Source organism: Macrococcoides bohemicum (genome assembly GCF_003259675.1).
GTDB classification, from domain to species: Bacteria; Bacillota; Bacilli; order Staphylococcales; family Staphylococcaceae; genus Macrococcoides; species Macrococcoides bohemicum.
Map to the genome: position 1 here is coordinate 79,499 of NZ_PZJG01000005.1, position 20,409 is coordinate 99,907.

The 20,409-nt window shown below is 34.9% G+C and carries 18 protein-coding genes; all 18 read left to right on the forward strand.

Annotated elements, in window-relative coordinates; genetic code table 11:
- The first annotated feature begins 91 nt into the window (after positions 1-91).
- Complete coding sequence (sucC, locus tag BHX94_RS09050; protein WP_111746047.1) at positions 92-1,261, forward strand: ADP-forming succinate--CoA ligase subunit beta; 1,170 nt, start codon at positions 92-94, stop codon at positions 1,259-1,261.
- Positions 1,262-1,276: 15 nt separating this feature from the next.
- Complete coding sequence (gene sucD / locus BHX94_RS09055; protein ID WP_096076723.1) at positions 1,277-2,185, forward strand: succinate--CoA ligase subunit alpha; 909 nt, start codon at positions 1,277-1,279, stop codon at positions 2,183-2,185.
- A 272-nt stretch (positions 2,186-2,457) separates the two neighbouring features.
- Positions 2,458-3,330, forward strand: a complete 873-nt coding sequence (gene dprA / locus BHX94_RS09060) for a DNA-processing protein DprA (protein ID WP_111746049.1) — start codon at positions 2,458-2,460, stop codon at positions 3,328-3,330.
- A 166-nt stretch (positions 3,331-3,496) separates the two neighbouring features.
- Positions 3,497-5,569: a type I DNA topoisomerase gene (topA, locus tag BHX94_RS09065; protein ID WP_199798149.1), complete on the forward strand. Its 2,073-nt coding sequence runs from the start codon at positions 3,497-3,499 to the stop codon at positions 5,567-5,569.
- 156 nt (positions 5,570-5,725) lie between these two features.
- Complete coding sequence (trmFO, locus tag BHX94_RS09070) at positions 5,726-7,027, forward strand: FADH(2)-oxidizing methylenetetrahydrofolate--tRNA-(uracil(54)-C(5))-methyltransferase TrmFO (RefSeq protein ID WP_111746053.1); 1,302 nt, start codon at positions 5,726-5,728, stop codon at positions 7,025-7,027.
- A 72-nt stretch (positions 7,028-7,099) separates the two neighbouring features.
- Positions 7,100-7,972, forward strand: a complete 873-nt coding sequence (gene xerC, locus BHX94_RS09075) for a tyrosine recombinase XerC (protein ID WP_096078090.1) — start codon at positions 7,100-7,102, stop codon at positions 7,970-7,972.
- Between the two features lie 9 nt (positions 7,973-7,981).
- The gene (gene hslV / locus BHX94_RS09080) at positions 7,982-8,527 is read left to right on the forward strand and encodes an ATP-dependent protease subunit HslV (protein ID WP_165958640.1); all 546 of its coding nucleotides are present in this window, start codon (positions 7,982-7,984) and stop codon (positions 8,525-8,527) included.
- A gap of 14 nt (positions 8,528-8,541) precedes the next feature.
- On the forward strand, positions 8,542-9,924 hold the full coding sequence (gene hslU, locus BHX94_RS09085) for an ATP-dependent protease ATPase subunit HslU (RefSeq protein WP_111746056.1): 1,383 nt from the start codon (positions 8,542-8,544) through the stop codon (positions 9,922-9,924).
- A gap of 59 nt (positions 9,925-9,983) precedes the next feature.
- A complete protein-coding gene (gene codY, locus BHX94_RS09090) occupies positions 9,984-10,757 on the forward strand; it encodes a GTP-sensing pleiotropic transcriptional regulator CodY (RefSeq protein ID WP_111746058.1) in 774 nt (257 codons plus the stop codon).
- 195 nt (positions 10,758-10,952) lie between these two features.
- Positions 10,953-11,729 carry a 30S ribosomal protein S2 gene (gene rpsB / locus BHX94_RS09095; protein WP_111746060.1) on the forward strand — a complete coding sequence of 259 codons (777 nt, stop codon included), beginning with the start codon at positions 10,953-10,955 and terminating at the stop codon, positions 11,727-11,729.
- A gap of 133 nt (positions 11,730-11,862) precedes the next feature.
- On the forward strand, positions 11,863-12,744 hold the full coding sequence (gene tsf, locus BHX94_RS09100; RefSeq protein ID WP_111746062.1) for a translation elongation factor Ts: 882 nt from the start codon (positions 11,863-11,865) through the stop codon (positions 12,742-12,744).
- Positions 12,745-12,948: 204 nt separating this feature from the next.
- Entirely contained in the window at positions 12,949-13,671 is a 723-nt protein-coding gene (pyrH, locus tag BHX94_RS09105; protein ID WP_096076714.1) for a UMP kinase, read from the forward strand.
- Positions 13,672-13,714: 43 nt separating this feature from the next.
- Entirely contained in the window at positions 13,715-14,272 is a 558-nt protein-coding gene (gene frr / locus BHX94_RS09110; RefSeq protein WP_111746064.1) for a ribosome recycling factor, read from the forward strand.
- Between the two features lie 131 nt (positions 14,273-14,403).
- Positions 14,404-15,177, forward strand: coding sequence for an isoprenyl transferase (locus tag BHX94_RS09115; RefSeq protein ID WP_111746066.1), 774 nt, complete (start codon positions 14,404-14,406; stop codon positions 15,175-15,177).
- A 10-nt stretch (positions 15,178-15,187) separates the two neighbouring features.
- Positions 15,188-15,979 (forward strand): phosphatidate cytidylyltransferase, encoded by a 792-nt coding sequence (locus BHX94_RS09120; RefSeq protein WP_096076711.1) that lies wholly within the window; start codon positions 15,188-15,190, stop codon positions 15,977-15,979.
- 111 nt (positions 15,980-16,090) lie between these two features.
- On the forward strand, positions 16,091-17,227 hold the full coding sequence (gene dxr / locus BHX94_RS09125; RefSeq protein WP_111746068.1) for a 1-deoxy-D-xylulose-5-phosphate reductoisomerase: 1,137 nt from the start codon (positions 16,091-16,093) through the stop codon (positions 17,225-17,227).
- 1 nt (position 17,228) lies between these two features.
- Positions 17,229-18,506, forward strand: coding sequence for an RIP metalloprotease RseP (gene rseP / locus BHX94_RS09130; protein WP_111746070.1), 1,278 nt, complete (start codon positions 17,229-17,231; stop codon positions 18,504-18,506).
- Between the two features lie 158 nt (positions 18,507-18,664).
- Positions 18,665-20,371: a proline--tRNA ligase gene (locus tag BHX94_RS09135; protein WP_111746072.1), complete on the forward strand. Its 1,707-nt coding sequence runs from the start codon at positions 18,665-18,667 to the stop codon at positions 20,369-20,371.
- Positions 20,372-20,409: the final 38 nt, after the last annotated feature.

Below are 20,409 nucleotides of genomic sequence, written 5' to 3' on the forward strand. Positions count from 1 at the left end.
TCTTTTTAGGTTTATTCAGTTTACAATAGCGCTTACATTTTCTATAATTGAAACGTAACATAAATAATTGTGCAATCTAGGAGGATGGAAGATGAATATCCATGAGTATCAAGGGAAAGAAATTTTTCGCTCGATGGGTGTAGCAGTACCAAATGGTTCAGTTGCATATACACCTGAAGAAGCAGTTGAAGTAGCAAAAGGTTTAGCAGAAGGCGTTTATGTTGTTAAAGCTCAAATTCACGCTGGTGGCCGTGGTAAAGCGGGTGGTGTTAAAATTGCTAAATCATTGGATGAAGTAGAAAGCTATGCCAAAGAATTATTAGGCAAAGTTTTAGTTACGCACCAAACTGGCCCGGAAGGTAAAGAAATTAAACGCCTTTTAATTGAAGAAGGTTGCGACATTCAAAAAGAATACTACCTAGGTTTTGTATTAGACCGTGCAACAGATTCAGTTGTATTAATGGGATCTGAAGAAGGTGGAACTGAAATTGAAGAGGTAGCAGAAGCTACTCCGGAAAAAATCTTCAAAGAAGTCATCGATCCTGTAGTAGGATTAATGCCTTATCAAGCACGCCGTTTAGCATTCAACATTAATATTCCTAAAGAATCTGTAAATAAAGCAGTTAAAATTATGATGGGATTATATGATGTATTCATTCAAAAAGATGCATCTATTATTGAGATTAACCCATTAGTAACAACAGGTTCTGGCGACGTTTTAGCTTTAGACGCTAAGATTAACTTTGACGCCAATGCTTTATTCCGTCAAAAAGACGTAGTTGAATTACGTGATTTAGACGAAGAAGACCCAAAAGAAATCGAAGCATCTAAATATGATTTATCATACATTGCTTTAGATGGAAATATCGGCTGTATGGTTAACGGTGCGGGTCTTGCAATGGCTACAATGGACACAATTAACCACTTCGGCGGAAATCCGGCGAACTTCCTGGATGTAGGGGGCGGCGCTACAAAAGAGAAAGTTACTGAAGCTTTCAAGATCATTTTAGGTGATGAAAAAGTTGAAGGTATTTTTGTAAATATCTTTGGTGGTATCATGAAATGTGACATTATCGCTGAAGGTGTTGTAGCAGCAGCGAAAGAATTAGAATTAACTATTCCATTAGTTGTACGTTTAGAAGGTACAAACGTTGAACAAGGTAAAGAAATTCTAAACAATTCTGGATTAGCAATTACTCCAGCTAGCACAATGGCTGAAGGTGCACAAAAAATCGTTGAATTAGTAAAAGAAGCTAAATAGGAAGCGGGGATAAACGTGGGAGTATTTATTGATAAAGATACGAAAGTAATCGTACAAGGTATAACAGGATCAACAGCATTATTTCATACAAAACAGATGATTGAGTATGGTACAAAAATCGTTGCAGGTGTTACACCTGGTAAAGGCGGCATGGAAGTTGAAGGCGTGCCAGTATTCAATACAGTAGAAGAAGCAGTTAAAGCTACTGGTGCAACAGTTTCGGTTATCTATGTACCAGCACCATTTGCTGCTGATGCAATCGTAGAATGTGTAGATGCAGAGTTAGATTTAGCAATCTGTATCACTGAACACATTCCAGTGTTAGATATGGTTAAAGTTAAACGTTATATGCAAGGCAAGAAAACACGTTTAGTGGGACCTAACTGTCCAGGTGTTATTACTGCTGACGAATGCAAGATTGGTATCATGCCAGGATATATTCATAAAAAAGGACATGTTGGTGTTGTAAGTCGTTCTGGAACATTAACATATGAAGCGGTACATCAATTAACACAATTAGGTATTGGTCAAACGACAGCAGTTGGTATTGGTGGAGATCCGGTTAACGGAACAAACTTTATCGATGCTTTAGAAGCATTTAATAATGACCCTGAAACTTTAGCAGTAGTAATGATTGGTGAAATCGGTGGAACTGCTGAAGAAGAAGCAGCAGAATGGGTTAAAGCAAATATGACAAAACCAGTTGTAGGATTCATAGGTGGGCAAACAGCACCTCCAGGAAAACGTATGGGACACGCTGGTGCAATCATCTCTGGTGGTAAAGGTACAGCTGTAGAGAAAATAAAAGCGATGAATGCTGCAGGCATTAAAACAGCAGCAACGCCATCTGATATCGGTTCAACATTAGTAGAACGCATTAAAGAAGAAGATGGGTTATACGAAAAATGTTTAACTGTTAAATAATAAATGTTAGTAAGCCAAGACTCAATTAAGAGTCTTGGCTTTTTTATTTAGAGTAATTCAGGAGAAAACGTGTTGATAATATGTACTAAATAAATCAATTAGGGATAATACAATATTGGAAAATAAGTAATGTTTTTTTTACATATATTATGAAATAAAAGAGTAAAAAAATATTTTAACCCTAAAATTTTTATTAAATCTCAATAATATTATGAATTAAATTAACAATGAGTTAATATCAAATAATTATTGTATTGTTTGAGGTGATAAAAATGAATTATTCACATGAAGAGCAACTCATATTAAGACTCATCGCATCTGGATTTACAACGCAACAACTTCATAAAATAAATCAGAACTTTAATACATTTGATATACCTTACAAACGTGTCTTTCCGATATTAAATAATTTACTTAATCGTGATAATAAATTATATTTAAAAATTCAACGATTCAATTCACTTAGTATTGAGGAAATACACCACGCTTTATCTTCCCGTTTTATTACACCTGTATTTTACAATTCTGATCAATTTCCATCTTTATTAAAACAGATCTATGATGTTCCATTTGTTATTTTCTGTAAAGGTGATATTTCTATTTTATCGCGTAAGCATTTTTTAGCGATTGTCGGTAGTCGCAATAGAACAGACTACACATCAGAAGTTATAGATCAATTTATGCCGCATTTAGTGAAACATAATATTACAATTGTAAGTGGTTTAGCTAAAGGTGCAGATAGTGATGCACATTTGGCTGCAAATTATCATGGCGGCAAAACCATTGGAGTTCTTGGTTTCGGTCATGATTACTATTATCCAGAAGAGGTGACGCTATTACGACGCAATATGGAATGTCATCATCTTGTTATTAGCGAATATTATCCAACGACACAGATTGCTAAATTTCAATTTCCTGAACGTAATAGAATTATCAGTGGATTATCACAAGGCGTTTTAATTACTGAAGCACAACTGAGAAGCGGTAGTTTAATAACGTGTGATCAGGCTTTAGATCAAAATCGAGATGTTTACTGCTTGCCTGGTAAGATTATTTCAAAACTTTCTCAAGGATGTAATCAAAAGATTGCTGAAGGAGCTAAAATAATTGTTCAAGTAGAAGATATTCTAGAGGATTTTATATAGATGAGTTTCTTCTATTATAAATAATATATTTTATAAATTTTTTCATCATTTTTATTGTTTATATTTTAATTTTTGTATGAATTTAGAAATAAAATTTGACAAGATAGAAATGAAACGTATATTATTTATCATTGAAAAGCAAAACAGATTTAAATTAAAGGGGGATATCAAAATGGCAGAGAATCTCGTCATTGTAGAATCGCCTGCAAAAGCAAAAACCATTGAGAAATATTTAGGAAAAAAATTTAAAGTTGTCGCATCAATGGGACATGTTAGGGATTTACCTAGAAGTCAAATGGGTGTGGATACTGAGAACGATTTTGAACCAAGATATATCACGATACGCGGTAAGGGACCTGTTGTACAGGATTTAAAGAAACATGCGAAAAAAGCGAAAAACGTTTATCTCGCAAGTGACCCGGACCGCGAAGGGGAAGCGATTGCCTGGCATTTAGCACATATTTTAGATATAGATCAATCAGCAAAATCTCGCGTCGTATTTAATGAGATAACAAAAGATGCTGTTAAAGAAAGTTTTAAAAATCCACGTGAGATCAAGCATGAGTTAGTTGATGCACAGCAGGCGCGACGTGTCTTAGATCGTCTCGTTGGTTATAATATCTCGCCTGTTTTATGGAAAAAAGTAAAGAAAGGACTTTCTGCTGGCCGAGTTCAGTCTGTTGCATTGAAACTCATTATTGATCGTGAAGAAGAGATTAATGCATTTAAACCTGAGGAATACTGGACAATTGACGGTTTGTTTTCTTTTAAAAATAAAGAATTTAAAGCAAAGTTTTTGCATGAATCAAACAAACCTAAAAAGTTATCGAACGACGAAGATGTTAAAGCGATTGTTAGTCAGCTTAAGACCGATATGTTTGAGGTGACAGATGTTACAAAGAAAGAAAAGCTTAGAAACCCAGCATTACCTTTTACGACAAGTTCATTACAGCAGGAAGCTGCCCGTAAACTTAACTTTAAAGCACGTAAAACGATGATGTTGGCGCAACAATTATACGAAGGTATAGATCTTAAGAAGCAGGGAACTGTAGGTTTAATAACGTATATGCGTACCGATTCAACACGTATCTCTGATACAGCAAAAACTGAAGCTGCTAGCTACATTGAAGAAAAATTTGGTAAAGAATATTTATCGAAACGTAAAGCGAACGCTAAAGGTGGTGCTCAAGATGCCCATGAAGCAGTACGTCCAACTTCTGCACTTCGAACACCGACTGAAATGAAAGCTTATTTATCACGAGACCAGCTTCGACTATATAAGTTAATCTGGGAACGTTTTATGGCAAGTCAAATGGCACCTGCTGTTATTGATACTGTAAGTGTCGATCTTGTTCAGGATAATATTAAATTCCGTGCGAATGGTCAGACGATTAAATTTAAAGGGTTTATGAGCGTATACGTTGAAGGTAATGATGAAGATAAAGAAGAAGGTGAAAATCGTTTACCTGAACTGAATGTCGGAGATAAAGTAAAGGCAGTAAATATTGACGAAAACCAACACTTTACACAACCGCCTCCACGTTACACTGAAGCGCGTCTTGTTAAAACTTTAGAAGAAAAAGGTATTGGTCGTCCTTCTACATATGCACCGACGATTGATACGATTCAAAAACGTAACTATGTTAAAGTTGACCAGAAAAAATTCTATCCGACAGAACTCGGTCAAATTGTTCATGAATCTGTAAAAGAATATTTTCCAGAGATTATTGATATTGATTTTACAGTTAATATGGAAACGCTTCTTGATAGAGTTGCTAACGGAGAAATAGAGTGGAAGAAGGTTATTTCAACATTCTACGGTGACTTTAAGACACATGTTGATCGTGCAGAACAGGAAATGGAGAAAATTGAAATCAAAGATGAGCCAGCTGGTGAAGATTGCGAGAAATGTGGTTCACCTATGGTATATAAAATGGGTCGATACGGAAAATTTATGGCATGTTCAAATTTTCCTGATTGTCGTAATACGAAAGCAATAGTTAAGACAATCGGCGTACCATGTCCTAAATGTAACGATGGTGAGGTCGTTGAACGTAAATCGAAGAAGAATAGAATCTTTTATGGTTGTAGTAACTTCCCAGAATGTGATTACTTATCATGGGATAAACCAATCGCACGTAAATGTCCAAAATGTGATACGCAACTTGTTGAACGTAAAAAAGGCAAACAAACGCAAGTCATATGTACAAATTGTGATTACGACGAAAAAGCACAATAACGAAAGATGTGCACATCAAATATACAGATGTGCACATTTTTTGTTTTTGTAAATTTTCTATTAAGAATTAGACGAATTTATAATAAATTCAGATAAATCTCTTTTTAAAAACATGAAAATATATTACAATCGGGTAGGACTTAGAGGAGGAATAAAATGAAGACAGTAAATATCATTGGAGCAGGTTTAGCAGGTTCTGAAGCTGCATATCAATTAGCAAAACGAGACGTGAAAGTTAAATTATATGAAATGCGCCCAGTCAAACAGACTCCGGCACATCATACAGATAAATTTGCAGAGTTAGTATGTTCCAATTCGCTACGAGGAAATGCACTTACAAATGCAGTGGGTGTATTAAAAGAAGAAATGAGACGATTAGATTCATTGGTAATTAAAGCTGCCGATAATGCTTCAGTTCCAGCAGGAGGTGCATTAGCTGTCGACCGACATGAATTCAGTGGTTATATTACCGACACTTTAAAAAATCATCCGAATATTGAAGTCATCAATGAAGAAATAACCAGTGTACCTGACGGTCCTACAATTATTGCTACGGGTCCTTTAACGACAGAAAGTTTGAGTAAAGATATCCAACGCTTGACTGGACAAGAACATCTTTATTTTTATGATGCTGCTGCCCCAATCATAGAAAAGGATTCCATTGATATGGAAAAAGTTTATTTAAAATCTCGTTACGACAAAGGTGAAGCTGCTTATTTAAATTGTCCGATGACAGAAGAGGAATTTAATCGATTCTATGATGCTTTACTAGAAGCAGAAGTTGTTCCGTTAAAAGATTTTGAAAAAGAGATTTATTTTGAAGGCTGTATGCCATTTGAAGAGATGGCTAAACGCGGACGAAAAACTTTATTATTTGGACCGATGAAACCTGTTGGATTAGAAGATCCTAAGACAGGAAAACGTCCATATGCAGTTGTTCAATTACGCCAGGATGATGCTGCCGGAACTTTATATAATATAGTAGGTTTTCAGACACATCTTAAATGGGGTGCACAAAAAGAGATATTAAAGCTAATTCCTGGATTAGAAAATGTGGAAGTTGTCAGATATGGCGTTATGCATCGTAATACATTTATTAATTCGCCAACTAATTTACAACAGACATATCAATTCAAAGGCAACGATGAATTATTTTTAGCTGGCCAGATGACTGGTGTTGAAGGATACGTAGAATCAGCAGCGAGTGGATTAGTTGCAGGTATTAATATGGCTAAGCATATTAGTGGTGTTGCGCCTGTACTATTCCCTGAAAAAACAGTGATCGGTTCTATGGCTTATTATATTACGCATACGAACAGTAAAAACTTTCAACCGATGAATGCCAACTTTGGCCTTCTTCCTAATTTAGATACACGTATTAAAGATAAAAAAGAGCGCTATGAAGCACTTGCAAATCGCGCGTTAACTACTTTAGAACATTTTAAAGTTACACTTTAATTTTATGATAGAAATCATTTCAAAATAGAAATGAATTGTGTTACAATTCAGATAAATAGGGGTGAAAGTATGATGAACACTGAAGTTAAAGCATTTCTTAAATATTTAGAACAAGAACGCAACTTTTCAGAGCATACGATTACTGCCTATGAAAATGATTTACAGAATTTTTTATTATTTTTACAAAAAGAATGTTTAACGATATCAATATTTGAGTACCGAGATGCGAGAAATTATTTAGTCCACATGTATAACAGAGGACTTAAAAGAACGACTGTTTCCAGACACATCTCATCATTAAGGTCATTTTATAAATATTTATATCAGGATTCAGAAAAAGTTAATCCTTTTAATCAGCTCGTTCATCCAAAACAAGAAAAATATTTACCTAAATTTTTTTATGAAGAAGAGATGGCACAATTATTTGAAGCGATTGACACATCGAAACCTTTATATACGCGTGATAAAGTAATTTTGGAATTACTTTATGCAACTGGTATACGGGCAGCAGAGTTAACGAATCTTAAACTTACGGATCTTGACCAGCAAATGATGATGTTAAAAGTTCGAGGTAAAGGGAATAAGGAGAGAATAGTGCCGTATGGTGCATTTGCACAAAGTGCTATTGAAGATTATCTTGCACTGAGAGAAACCCGAAAAATTGATCATGATTATTTATTGATAAATAACAGAAATGCCCCGCTAACAGAAAGGGGCGTTCGTTATGTCTTAGACCAAATCGTAAAGAGAGCAACTGGACCGAATGAAATTCATCCACATAAACTGAGACATACATTTGCCACTCATTTATTAAATAATGGTGCAGATTTACGAACAGTGCAGGATTTACTCGGTCACGTTAACTTATCTACAACCGGTAAGTATACACATGTTACAAAAGAACATCTCAGAAAGTCTTATTTAAATGCACATCCTAGAGCTTAAGGAGCTGATATTTTGAATAATCAATTACATGCTACAACGATATTTGCTATTCGTCATAATGATCAATGTGCTATGAGTGGTGATGGACAAGTAACACTCGGTCAGCAAGTTATTATGAAACAAACTGCACGCAAAGTGCGAAGATTATTTAATGATGAAGTAGTTGCCGGATTTGCTGGTAGTGTAGCAGATGCATTTACATTGTTTGAAAAGTTTGAAATGAAATTACATGAATATAATGGTAATTTGTCCCGTGCAGCAGTAGAACTAGCTAAAGAATGGCGTGGAGATAAAATGTTGCGCCAGCTTGAAGCAATGTTAATCGTGATGAATAAAAATGAGTTACTTGTTGTTAGTGGAACGGGTGAAGTGATACAACCAGATGACGACATTATCGCAATCGGTTCTGGTGGTAATTATGCACTTAGCGCAGGACGTGCGTTAAAAAAACATGCCAGTCATTTAAGTGCAAAAGAAATTGCACTGGCTTCTCTTGAAACTGCTGCTGATATATGTGTGTTTACAAACCATAATATTATCGTTGAAGAATTATAGTTGGAGGGTTAAACTTGGATAAAAATAATTTAACGCCGAAAGCAATTGTTGCAAGTCTTGATGAACATATTATAGGACAAGCAGATGCTAAAAGGAAAGTTGCGATCAGTTTACGCAATCGTTATCGTCGTATGGCTTTAGACGAAAACATGCAAAAAGAAATTATACCGAAAAATATTCTTATGATTGGACCTACTGGTGTCGGCAAAACAGAAATTGCACGACGTATGGCGACGCTTGTTGGTGCGCCGTTTGTCAAAGTGGAAGCAACAAAGTATACAGAAGTTGGTTATGTAGGTCGTGATGTAGAAAGTATGATTCGTGATTTAACCGAAAACGGTGTGCGATTAATTAAAAATAGAATGAAAAATGAAGTGCGTACTGAAGCAGAAAAAAATGCAACAGAGCGTCTCATAAAATTATTAGCACCAGCAATGAAGAAAAAAGAAAAGCAATCTTCAAATCCTTTTGAAATGTTGTTTAATCAAACGATGCAACAGGAAGAAGAGGTTGAAGATGTACCTGATGAAAATGTAAAACTTAAGCGTAAAGATATTAGAGAAAGACTACTAGCAGGTCAACTTGAAGATGAGACTGTAAAGATCAAGGTGGAACAGGAATTGAAAGGTTTAGGTATGTTTGGTATGAACGGCATGCAGGATAACATGCAGGATATGTTCAGTCAAATGATGCCTAAGAAAAAAGTAGAACGCACATTACCTGTATCACGTGCGCGTGAAATTCTTATCGATGAAGAAGCAACGAAATTGATTGATGAAGAGTCTGTACAAGATGAAGCGATTCAGCTTGTAGAAACGATGGGAATTGTCTTTATCGATGAAATCGATAAGATTGCTGGAAGTAATCAAGGTGCAGATGTTTCCCGACAAGGTGTGCAACGAGACATTTTACCGATCGTTGAGGGTAGTGTTGTTCAGACGAAATATGGAGCAGTCAATACAGAGCACATATTATTCATCGGAGCCGGCGCATTCCATGTATCTAAACCAAGCGACTTGATACCAGAATTACAAGGTCGATTTCCAATTCGTGTTGAATTAGAGAAGCTTTCTGTAGAAGACTTTATTAAAATATTAAAAGAACCGAAAACATCACTACTAAAACAATATGAAAGTTTAATGCAGACAGAACATGTAACAATCAACTTTACAGATGAAGCAATAGAGAAGCTTGCTCAAATTGCATATGATGTCAATCAGGAAACGGATAATATCGGAGCGCGTCGTTTGCACACGATATTAGAAAAAATGCTTGAAGATTTATCATATGAAGCGCCTGATATGCCGCATGCATCTGTTGAAATAACTGCGCAATATGTTGAGTCAAAGCTTGGAACAATCGCTAAAAATAAAGATTTAAGTGAATTTATATTATAAGAATCCTTAAATGAAAAAGTTAAATATTAAATATAAATATATTTTAAAGGAGAATCATTATGTCATTATTAAAAAGAACGCGTGAAATCAATCAGTTATTACAAGAACATAAAGGTTTAGCAGTTGATTTTAAAGAGATGGCCGATCAATTAGGTTCGACGATGCAGTCCAATGTATTCATCTTATCTCGTCGCGGTAAATTATTAGGGTTTGGTGTTAATGAACTTTTAAAAAATGAACGTATTATTAAAATGCTGGAAGAACGCCAATTTCCAAAAGAATATGTTGATTTATTACTAGAAGTTGATGTTACTAAAAGTAATATATCATTAGATAATAAATTATCAGTTTTTCCACCAGAAAATGAAGAACTGTTTAAAAAGTCAAGTACAGTTGTTATACCTATTAAGGGTGGCGGTACACGTTTAGGTACTTTAGTGCTTGGACGCGTAGATAAAGATTATGATGAAAATGATCTTGTTTTAGGTGAATATGCTGCAACAGTAGTAGGTATGGAAATTTTAAGAGAAAAGCATGCTGATATTGAAAAAATTGCACGTGATAAAGCAGCGATTAATATGGCTATCAGTTCGCTATCATATTCTGAAAAAGAAGCGATTGAACATATTTTTGAAGAACTTGGTGCTAACGAAGGATTACTTGTTGCTTCAAAAGTTGCAGACCGTGTTGGTATAACACGTTCAGTTATTGTTAACGCATTAAGAAAGTTAGAATCTGCGGGTGTTATTGAATCTCGTTCATTAGGTATGAAAGGTACCTTCATTAAAATTAAGAAAGAAAAATTCTTAGAAGAATTGGCAAATGCGCATTAAAATAAAAAGAATACACGTTTCATCACTATTTTACATTTAAAGTATTGATGAACGTGTTTTTTTATGATATATTTACATATGGCCTGAAAAAAGCCAAATTCACACACTATGGATGAATATTTTGGATGGTGCAACGCAAGTTGTTTCCGAAGTTGCCTGTAGTGGAGGAATAAAACCAATTAGGAGGAAATTAAAATGGCAGTAATCTCAATGAAACAATTGTTAGAAGCTGGTGTACACTTTGGTCACCAAACACGTCGCTGGAACCCAAAAATGAAGAAATATATCTTCACAGAAAGAAACGGAATTTACATTATTGACTTACAAAAAACAGTTAAAAAAGTTGAAGAAGCATACAACTTTATGAAATCTGTATCTGAAGAAGGCGGTACTGTATTATTCGTAGGTACTAAAAAACAAGCACAAGATGCAATTAAAGACGAAGCAATTCGCTCAGGTCAATTCTTTATTAACGAACGTTGGTTAGGTGGAACTTTAACAAACTACAAAACAATCAACAAACGTGTAAAACGTATTTCTGAAATTGAAAAAATGGAAGAAAACGGTACTTTCGACGTACTTCCTAAAAAAGAAGTCGTTGAACTTAAAAAAGAATATGATCGTTTAATCAAATTCTTAGGCGGAATTCGTGAAATGAAATCGATGCCTGCAGCATTATTCGTCGTTGACCCTCGTAAAGAGCGTAACGCGATTGCTGAAGCTAAAAAATTACACATTCCTATTGTTGGTATCGTTGATACAAACTGTGATCCAGACGAAATCGATTATGTTATCCCAGCAAATGATGACGCAATCCGTGCCGTTAAATTATTAACTGGTAAAATGGCAGATGCTATCTTAGAAGGACGTCAAGGCGTTTCTAATGAAGAAGTAGCTGCTGAACAAAATATCGATTTAACTGAAGCTGCTGAAGAGCCTGCTGCAGAAGCAACAGAAACTACAGAAGCATAAGTTTTAAAATGAAGGTGATAAGTGTATAACATTTATCACTTTTTTTAAGAATTAACACTTTACTTTAGCGTTTTTAGCTTGAGTTTAGTATTATTATATTGTAAAAACACAAATTCTTTGGAGGTATTATATAATGGCTATTACAGCACAACTAGTTAAACAATTACGTGAAAGAACAGGCGCAGGTATGATGGACTGCAAAAAAGCATTAACTGAAACAAACGGAGATATCGACGCAGCTGTTGATTACTTACGTGAAAAAGGTATTGCTAAAGCAGCTAAGAAAGCTGATCGTATCGCAGCAGAAGGTACTACTTATGTAGCTTCTAAAGGAAACGATGCAGTATTATTGGAATTAAACTCTGAGACTGACTTCGTTGCACGTAATGAAGGCTTCCAAGCTTTAGTTAAAGAAATCGCTGATCACATTTTAGCAACAAAACCTGCAGATTTAGATGCTTTAATGGATTCTGAAATCGAAGCTGGTAAAACTGTTGAAGTTAAAATGAACGAAGCTATTTCAACAATCGGTGAAAAATTAACTTTACGTCGTTTCGTATTAGTTTCTAAAACTGATGCAGATACATTCGGTGAATACTTACACATGGGTGGACGTATCGGTGTATTAGCTTTAGTTGAAAATTCAACTGATGCAGAAGGCGCTAAAGACGTTGCGATGCATATTGCTGCTTTAAATCCTAAATTCGTATCACGTGAACAAGTTTCTGCTGAAGAGTTAGAACATGAAAAGAACGTATTAAAACAACAAGCTTTAAATGAAGGTAAACCTGAAAATATCGTAGAAAAAATGGTTGAAGGTCGCTTGCGTAAATATTTAGAAGAAATTTGTGCAGTTGACCAACCATTCGTTAAGAATCCAGATCAAACAGTTGCTGAATTCTTAAAATCTAAAGGTGGAACTTTAAAATCATTCGTTCGTTATGAAGTTGGAGAAGGTATCGAGAAACGTCAAGATAACTTTGCTGATGAAGTAATGGGTCAAATGGGTAAATAATATGAATTAAAGACACTTCGGTGTCTTTTTTTATACATATTGAATAAATGTAAGGTTTATTCTAATTTTCTTTTCATTCATAATTATTTATTGGTATAATACTCATAGTTTTGTGTATAATAGAATTTAAATTAATGCAGTTTTTTGAGTGAATGAATTACGAAAATTTAGCATTAATATCATTGAGAGGGCGGAGTTAATAAAATGAAAGAATTATCTAAATACAAACGTGTCGTATTAAAATTAAGTGGTGAAGCACTTGCTGGAGAAACTGGTTTTGGTATCAACCCTTTCGTTATTAAAAGTATTGCTGAACAAGTTGCCGAAGTTGCTAAAATGGATTGTGAAGTTGCAGTTATTGTTGGCGGAGGTAATATCTGGCGCGGTAAAACAGGTAGTGACTTAGGTATGGACAGAGGTACAGCTGACTACATGGGTATGCTGGCAACTGTAATGAATTCTTTAGCCCTGCAGGATTCATTAGAACAATTAGACTGTGATACTCGCGTGTTAACATCTATCGAAATGAAACAAGTTGCTGAGCCGTATATTAGACGTCGTGCGATTCGTCATTTAGAAAAAGGCCGTGTTGTAATATTTGCAGCAGGTATCGGTAATCCATACTTCTCAACAGATACAACAGCAGCATTACGTGCAGCTGAAATGGAAGCAGATGTAATTCTTATGGGTAAAAATAATGTAGATGGTGTTTATTCAGCTGATCCTAAAGTAGACCCTAATGCTGTTAAATATGAAAAGTTAACGTATATCCAAATGTTGCAGGAAGGATTACAAGTAATGGATTCAACTGCAAGCTCATTCTGTATGGATAACGATATTCCTTTAGTTGTATTCTCGATTATGGAAGATGGCAACATTAAACGAGCGATTATGGGAGAAGAAATTGGTACGACGATTACGAAATAATTTGGTATAATAATATTATCAATGATATAAAAGGAGATTCATAATGACGACTGAAATAATTAATGAATTAAAGTCTAAAATGGAAAAAAGTATTGAAAGCCTAGTTCGTGAATTTGCTGCTATTCGTGCAGGACATGCAAATGCAAATTTATTAGAACGCGTATCTGTAAACTACTATGGTGCTGATACGCCTGTTCAACAATTAGCTGGTATTTCTGTACCAGAACCAAGAATGTTACTTGTAACACCATATGATAAATCTTCAATCGATGATATTTTAAAAGCGATTAATATGGCAAACTTAGGTGTTAATCCTACTTCAGATGGTAACGTTATTCGTATTACAGTGCCGGCATTAACTGAAGAACGCCGTAAAGAATTAGTTAAAGAAGCGAAAAAAGAAGCTGAAAATGCTAAAATTGCAATCCGAAATATTCGTCGTGATGCAAATGATGCATTAAAGAAAGCTGAAAAGAATGGTGAACTGACAGAAGATGATTTAAAATCATTTACAGATAATGTTCAGACAGAAACTGATAATCATATTAAAAAGATCGATGCACTAACTGCTGAAAAAGAAAGCAGTATTTTAGAAGTTTAATCTTTTATATTTAGACTGAGATAATTGTAATCTTATCTCAGTCTTTTTTTGTCCTTTTTTCTGTATATCCATGTCACTCTGTTATATTTATGATAGAATATATTAATAATGTTTTGAATTTGGAGGACATCATGATTCCTTTCTTAAAAAGAAAAAATAATAAAAGAAATATAGATAAGAATATTAAACAAAAACATGCAGCTACAGAAGCTGTTCCAACGCATATTGCGATTATTATGGATGGTAACGGAAGATGGGCAAAACAGCGTAATATGCCGCGTATAAAAGGTCATTATGAAGGGATGCAGACAGTTAAAGCGATAACGAGACATGCGAGTGATATTGGCGTTAAGTATTTAACACTATATGCTTTTTCTACTGAAAACTGGTCACGACCTAAAGATGAAGTCAACTATTTGATGAAATTACCTGGTGATTTTCTTTCAACATTTTTACCGGAACTGATTGAGAAAAATGTAAAAGTAGAAACGATTGGCTTTATCGATCAGCTACCGGAACATACGCGAAAAGCAGTGCTTGAAGCTAAAGAAAAGACGAAAAATAATAGTGGTTTAACATTAGTCTTTGCATTAAATTATGGTGGACGTAAAGAGATTGTATCTGCAGTACAGTTTATTGCTGAACGTTATAAAGATAATCAGATTGATTTAAGTGAAATTAATGAAGAAACTTTTGCAGATTATTTGTTTACAAAAGCAATACCAGATCCTGAGTTAATGATAAGAACATCAGGAGAAGAACGATTAAGTAACTTTTTAATCTGGCAAGCCTCATATAGTGAATTTGTATTTGTAGATACATTATGGCCAGATTTCGATGCAGAAGAAATGGATCGTTGTATAGAAGAATACCATAGCCGACATAGACGATTCGGCGGATTATAAGGAGTAAAAAATGAAAACGAGAACAATAACAGCAATCATTGCTATGGCAATTTTCTTACCTGTTGTTATATATGGCCAATTACCATTACTGATAATGGCATATTTATTAGCAATTGTTGCATTAAAAGAAGTATTAAATATGAAAAATATTAAACTATATTCATTACCAGGTATATTTAGTGTAGTGGCTTTATGTTTAATTATGTCGCCTCAGAAAAGTGATCTCGTGTCACTTGATTATCAAGTACCATTTTTAACATTAATGAGTTTAATTATGCTGAGCTATACAGTAATGTCTAAAAACCGTTTTAACTTTGTAGATGCTGCGTTTTGTATGTTGGCCGTAGCCTATATCGGTATCGGTTTTATGTATTTTTATGAAACGCGAGCAGCTGAAAATGGATTAGTCTTTATACTATATGCATTATTAGTTGTCTGGGTCACAGATACAGGAGCTTATATTTTTGGTAGATTATTAGGTAAGCATAAATTATGGCCGGAGATTAGTCCGAATAAAACAATTGAGGGTTTTTTGGGAGGCATTGCATGTAGTACGATCATTGCAGTAATCTTCAGCATAAATTATGATATGCCACTCTCTATCATACCTTTATTACTTGTAACTTGGTTATTTAGTATGTTCGGACAGTTAGGTGATTTAGTAGAATCTGCATTAAAGCGACATTTTGATGTGAAAGATTCCGGAAACTTATTACCTGGACATGGTGGTATATTAGATCGATTTGATTCATTTATCTTTGTATTACCATTGATGAATATATTTCTTATTAATTTTCAGTAACAAACACGTAGATATTTATTCTACGTGTTTTTCTTTTTGAAAGTCCAAAGTAGGTGTTCATTTTATTTTGTGATAGAATTAAACTAATACATTTTAGAATAAGGTGAAGTCATGAAACATATAGGAATATTAGGAGCAAGTGGCTCTGTTGGAATGCAAGGGATAGATATTATTCGTGAGCATTCAGATAGCTTTAAACTCGTTAGTTTTGCGGTTGGAAAATCAGTAGAGATTGCACAGAATATCATCGATGAATTTGAACCAGATATTTGTTGTATTCAAAATGAATCTGATGTAAATAAACTTAATTTAGTAGGAAAACACACTAAAGTAGTATTTGGTGATGAGGGTTTACTCAAAGTAGCCGGTTATGAAAAAAATGATATATTACTCAACTCTATCTTAGGTAGTGTAGGGTTAAAGCCTACACTACACGCCATTGATCAAGGCATTGATATCGCACTTGCTAACAAAGAAACGCTTGTTGTAGCAGGAGAGATCGTTATGCAGCGTGCAAAAGAAAAAAGAGTAAACATATTACCTGTAGATTCTGAGCATTCAGCAATATTTCAATGTCTAAATGGTGAAAGTCATAAAAATATTGAAAAATTGATTGTTACTGCAAGCGGCGGTTCTTTTAGAGATAAGACGCGTGAACAGTTAAAAGATGTAACGCTTGAAGATGCTTTAAATCATCCCAACTGGTCAATGGGTAAGAAAATAACGATAGATAGTGCGACAATGATGAATAAAGGCTTAGAAGTTATCGAAGCAAAATGGTTATTTGACCTACCCATCGAGAAGATTGAAACAATATTACATAAACAAAGTATTATACATTCTATGGTAGAATTTAACGATACAAGTGTTATTGCGCAACTGGGGACACCAGATATGCGTATGCCGATTCTGTATGCATTCAGCTATCCAGACCGCAAACCGCGTAATGCCGAACGACTTGATTTAGCAAAAGTTGGCACACTTGATTTTAAGACAATGGATCTTGAGCGCTATAAATGCCTGGCACTTGCTTATCGTGCAATTGAAGTAGGTGGGACTTTACCGGTTGTGATGAATGCAGTAAATGAAGTAGCAGTACAGCTGTTCCTGGATGGTAAAATCTCATTTTTAGATATTGAAACAATCATAGAACGTGAAATGGATGCACATATCGTGACAGAAAATCCAGATTTAGATACAATTTTAGCAGTAGACGCAGACTATAAATCAAGGAATTACGAGGTGTAATATGGGGATTATTGCTTTTATCATAATATTTGGTTTGCTCGTAACCGTGCATGAATATGGACATCTGCTCTTTGCGAAAAGAGCAGGGATTATGTGTCCGGAATTTGCAATCGGTATGGGACCAAAAATATTTTCTTACAAAAAAGATGAAACTTTATATACGATTAGACTTTTGCCGGTAGGTGGCTATGTCATGATGGCAGGAAGCGGAATGGAACAAAATCCGTTAACAGAAGGTATGACAGTCAACATTAAACGTAATGAAGCTGGTGAAGTTACACATATTTTGTTAGATGATCAGCATCAGTTTCAACAGATTGAACAGCTTGAAGTAACTGACTCTGATTTTGAGGATCGATTATTTATTGAAGGTATCAATCAATACACAAATGAACAAGTGAGATATAATGTGGCACATGAAGCGTACTTTGTACGTGAAGGAGATTTAATTCAGATTGCGCCACTGGAACGCCAATTTAAGAATAAAAAACCTTGGCCTAAATTCCTTGCACTTTTTGCCGGTCCATTGTTTAACTTTATTTTAGCTTTTGTATTGTTTTTAGCACTTGCGTTTATGGTAGGTGCACCGACAACGACGATTAGTGGTGTCGCTAAGGATAGTCCAGCACAAGAAGTTGGACTTAAAAAAGGTGATACGATTAAGCAGTTAAATGATGAGAAAGTGACAAGCTTTAACCAGATTAGAAACTATCTCGATAAAAATGGTGGAAAGTCGATTAAGGTCATTGTCGAACGTGATGGTAAAGAAAAGACATTTAATTTAGAGCCTAAACTGATGCAACAGAAAGTAAGTAAAGGGAAGAGTTTAGATCGATATATCATTGGATTTGGTCCGGAGTTTGGTGGTAGTTTATTAGATAAATTACAATACGGTGTATCGATGACAATTGATGGTGCTACAAAGATTTTCACTTTACTTGGAATAATGTTTGCCTCTATTTTCAATGGCACATTCTCATTTGATATGCTGAATGGTCCGGTTGGTATATATAAGAATACTGAAAAAGTTGCCAGCATGGGTCTTGAAACATTAATTGGCTATACTGCAATGCTTTCAGTCAACTTAGGGATTATGAACTTATTACCAATACCAGCGCTTGACGGTGGTAGAATTTTATTCGTGATTTATGAAGCGATTTTTAGAAAACCAGTCAATAAAAAAGCAGAAATGTATATCGTCGCAGCTGGTGCGCTATTCGTCTTCTTTGTCATGATCATGGTAACATGGAATGACATTTCAAGATATTTCTTAAAATAATGATGATCCGACTTCGGTCGGATTTTTTTATTAATAATTCGTTCTATTATTATTTACTAAATAACAGTATTTATATTATGTTAACTTACATTTTTGTTTAACAATTAATCAATTTATTATATGATATATATATATTATCGAAATTCAAGGAGGCAGCTATGAAACAGAGTAAAATGTTCATTCCAACATTAAGAGAAGTACCTAATGATGCTGATTCAAAAAGTCATCAGCTATTACTAAAAGCAGGTATGATAAAGCAAGTAGCAAGTGGGGTTTATAGTTACCTGCCGATTGCTAAACGTGTACTTAATAAGATTGAAGCAATCGTTCGCGAAGAGATGGAAGCTATCGATGGTGTAGAAATATTAATGCCTGCATTACAGCCTTCTGAATTATGGTCAGAATCTGGTCGCTGGCAGAGTTATGGTGCAGAGTTAATGCGTATGACAGATCGTCATGGCCGTGAATTTGCACTCGGACCAACACATGAGGAAATCATCACGTCTTTAGTACGTGATGAATTAAAATCATATAAGAAATTACCGGTTACGTTATTCCAGATTCAAAATAAATTCCGTGATGAAAAGCGTCCACGTTTCGGATTGTTGCGTGGTCGTGAATTTATTATGAAAGATGCATACAGTTTCCATGCAACAGATGAAAGTTTAGATGAAACATATCAGGATATGTATGGTGCGTATTCAAGAATTTTCTCTCGTGTGAATCTTAATTTCCGTCCGGTTATAGCGGATAGTGGTGCGATTGGTGGTAGTCATACACACGAATTTATGGCTTTAGCAGAAATTGGTGAAGATACAATTTGCTATACTGATGAAAGTGACTATGCTGCTAACATTGAAAAAGCTGAAGTGAAATATGTACCAAATGTAGAACATACAGAAGAAAAGGATTTAGAAAAGGTACATACACCTGGTGTCAAAACAGCACAGCAATTAGCAGACTTATTAGGTAAACGCTTAGATGAAATTGTAAAATCAATGATTGTAAAAGTTGATGATCAGTTTATCATGTTCTTAATTCGTGGACATCACGAATTAAATGATGTAAAAGTTAAATCTTATTTTGGTACTGAAACAGTGGAAATGGCTACTGATAAAGAAATTCAGGCGATTTTAGGTGCTACACCAGGTTCGCTTGGGCCAGTTGGTGTTGAAAAGATTGAAATTTATGCAGATAATAGTGTTCAGGATATTAATAATTTAGCGGTTGGTGCGAATGAAACGGACTATCACTATATTAATGCAAACCTTGGACGTGACTTTAATGTTAAAGTATTCGATGACTTCAGATTTATATTAGAAGGTGAAATGGCTGCTGATGGTAGTGGTCCGATTAAGTTTGCTGAAGGTATTGAAGTTGGACAAGTATTCAAGTTAGGTACGAAATACTCTGAGTCAATGAATGCAACATTCTTAAATGACCAGGGTCGAGCTGAACCGATGATCATGGGTTGTTATGGTATTGGTGTATCACGTACATTATCAGCGGTTATCGAGCAACATCATGATGAAAAAGGTATCATCTGGCCAACATCAATTACACCATTCGATATCCATATCATCACTGCTAATGCGAAACAAGACACACAACGTGAACTAGCAGATCAGTTATATGATGCCTATAAACGTGACTATGAAGTATTATATGATGATCGCAATGAACGTGCAGGTGTTAAATTTAACGATGCTGATTTAATCGGAGTGCCAGTTCGAATCGTTGTAGGTAAACAGGCATCAGAAGAAATTGTAGAAGTTAAGAACAGACGTACCGGAGAATCATTTGAAGTACCAGTTTCTGAACTTGACACAAAAATTAAAGCAATCTATGCATCATTTGAACATTAATTTGTTATAATAGAAGAAATAAGTGTGGGACTTTTGTC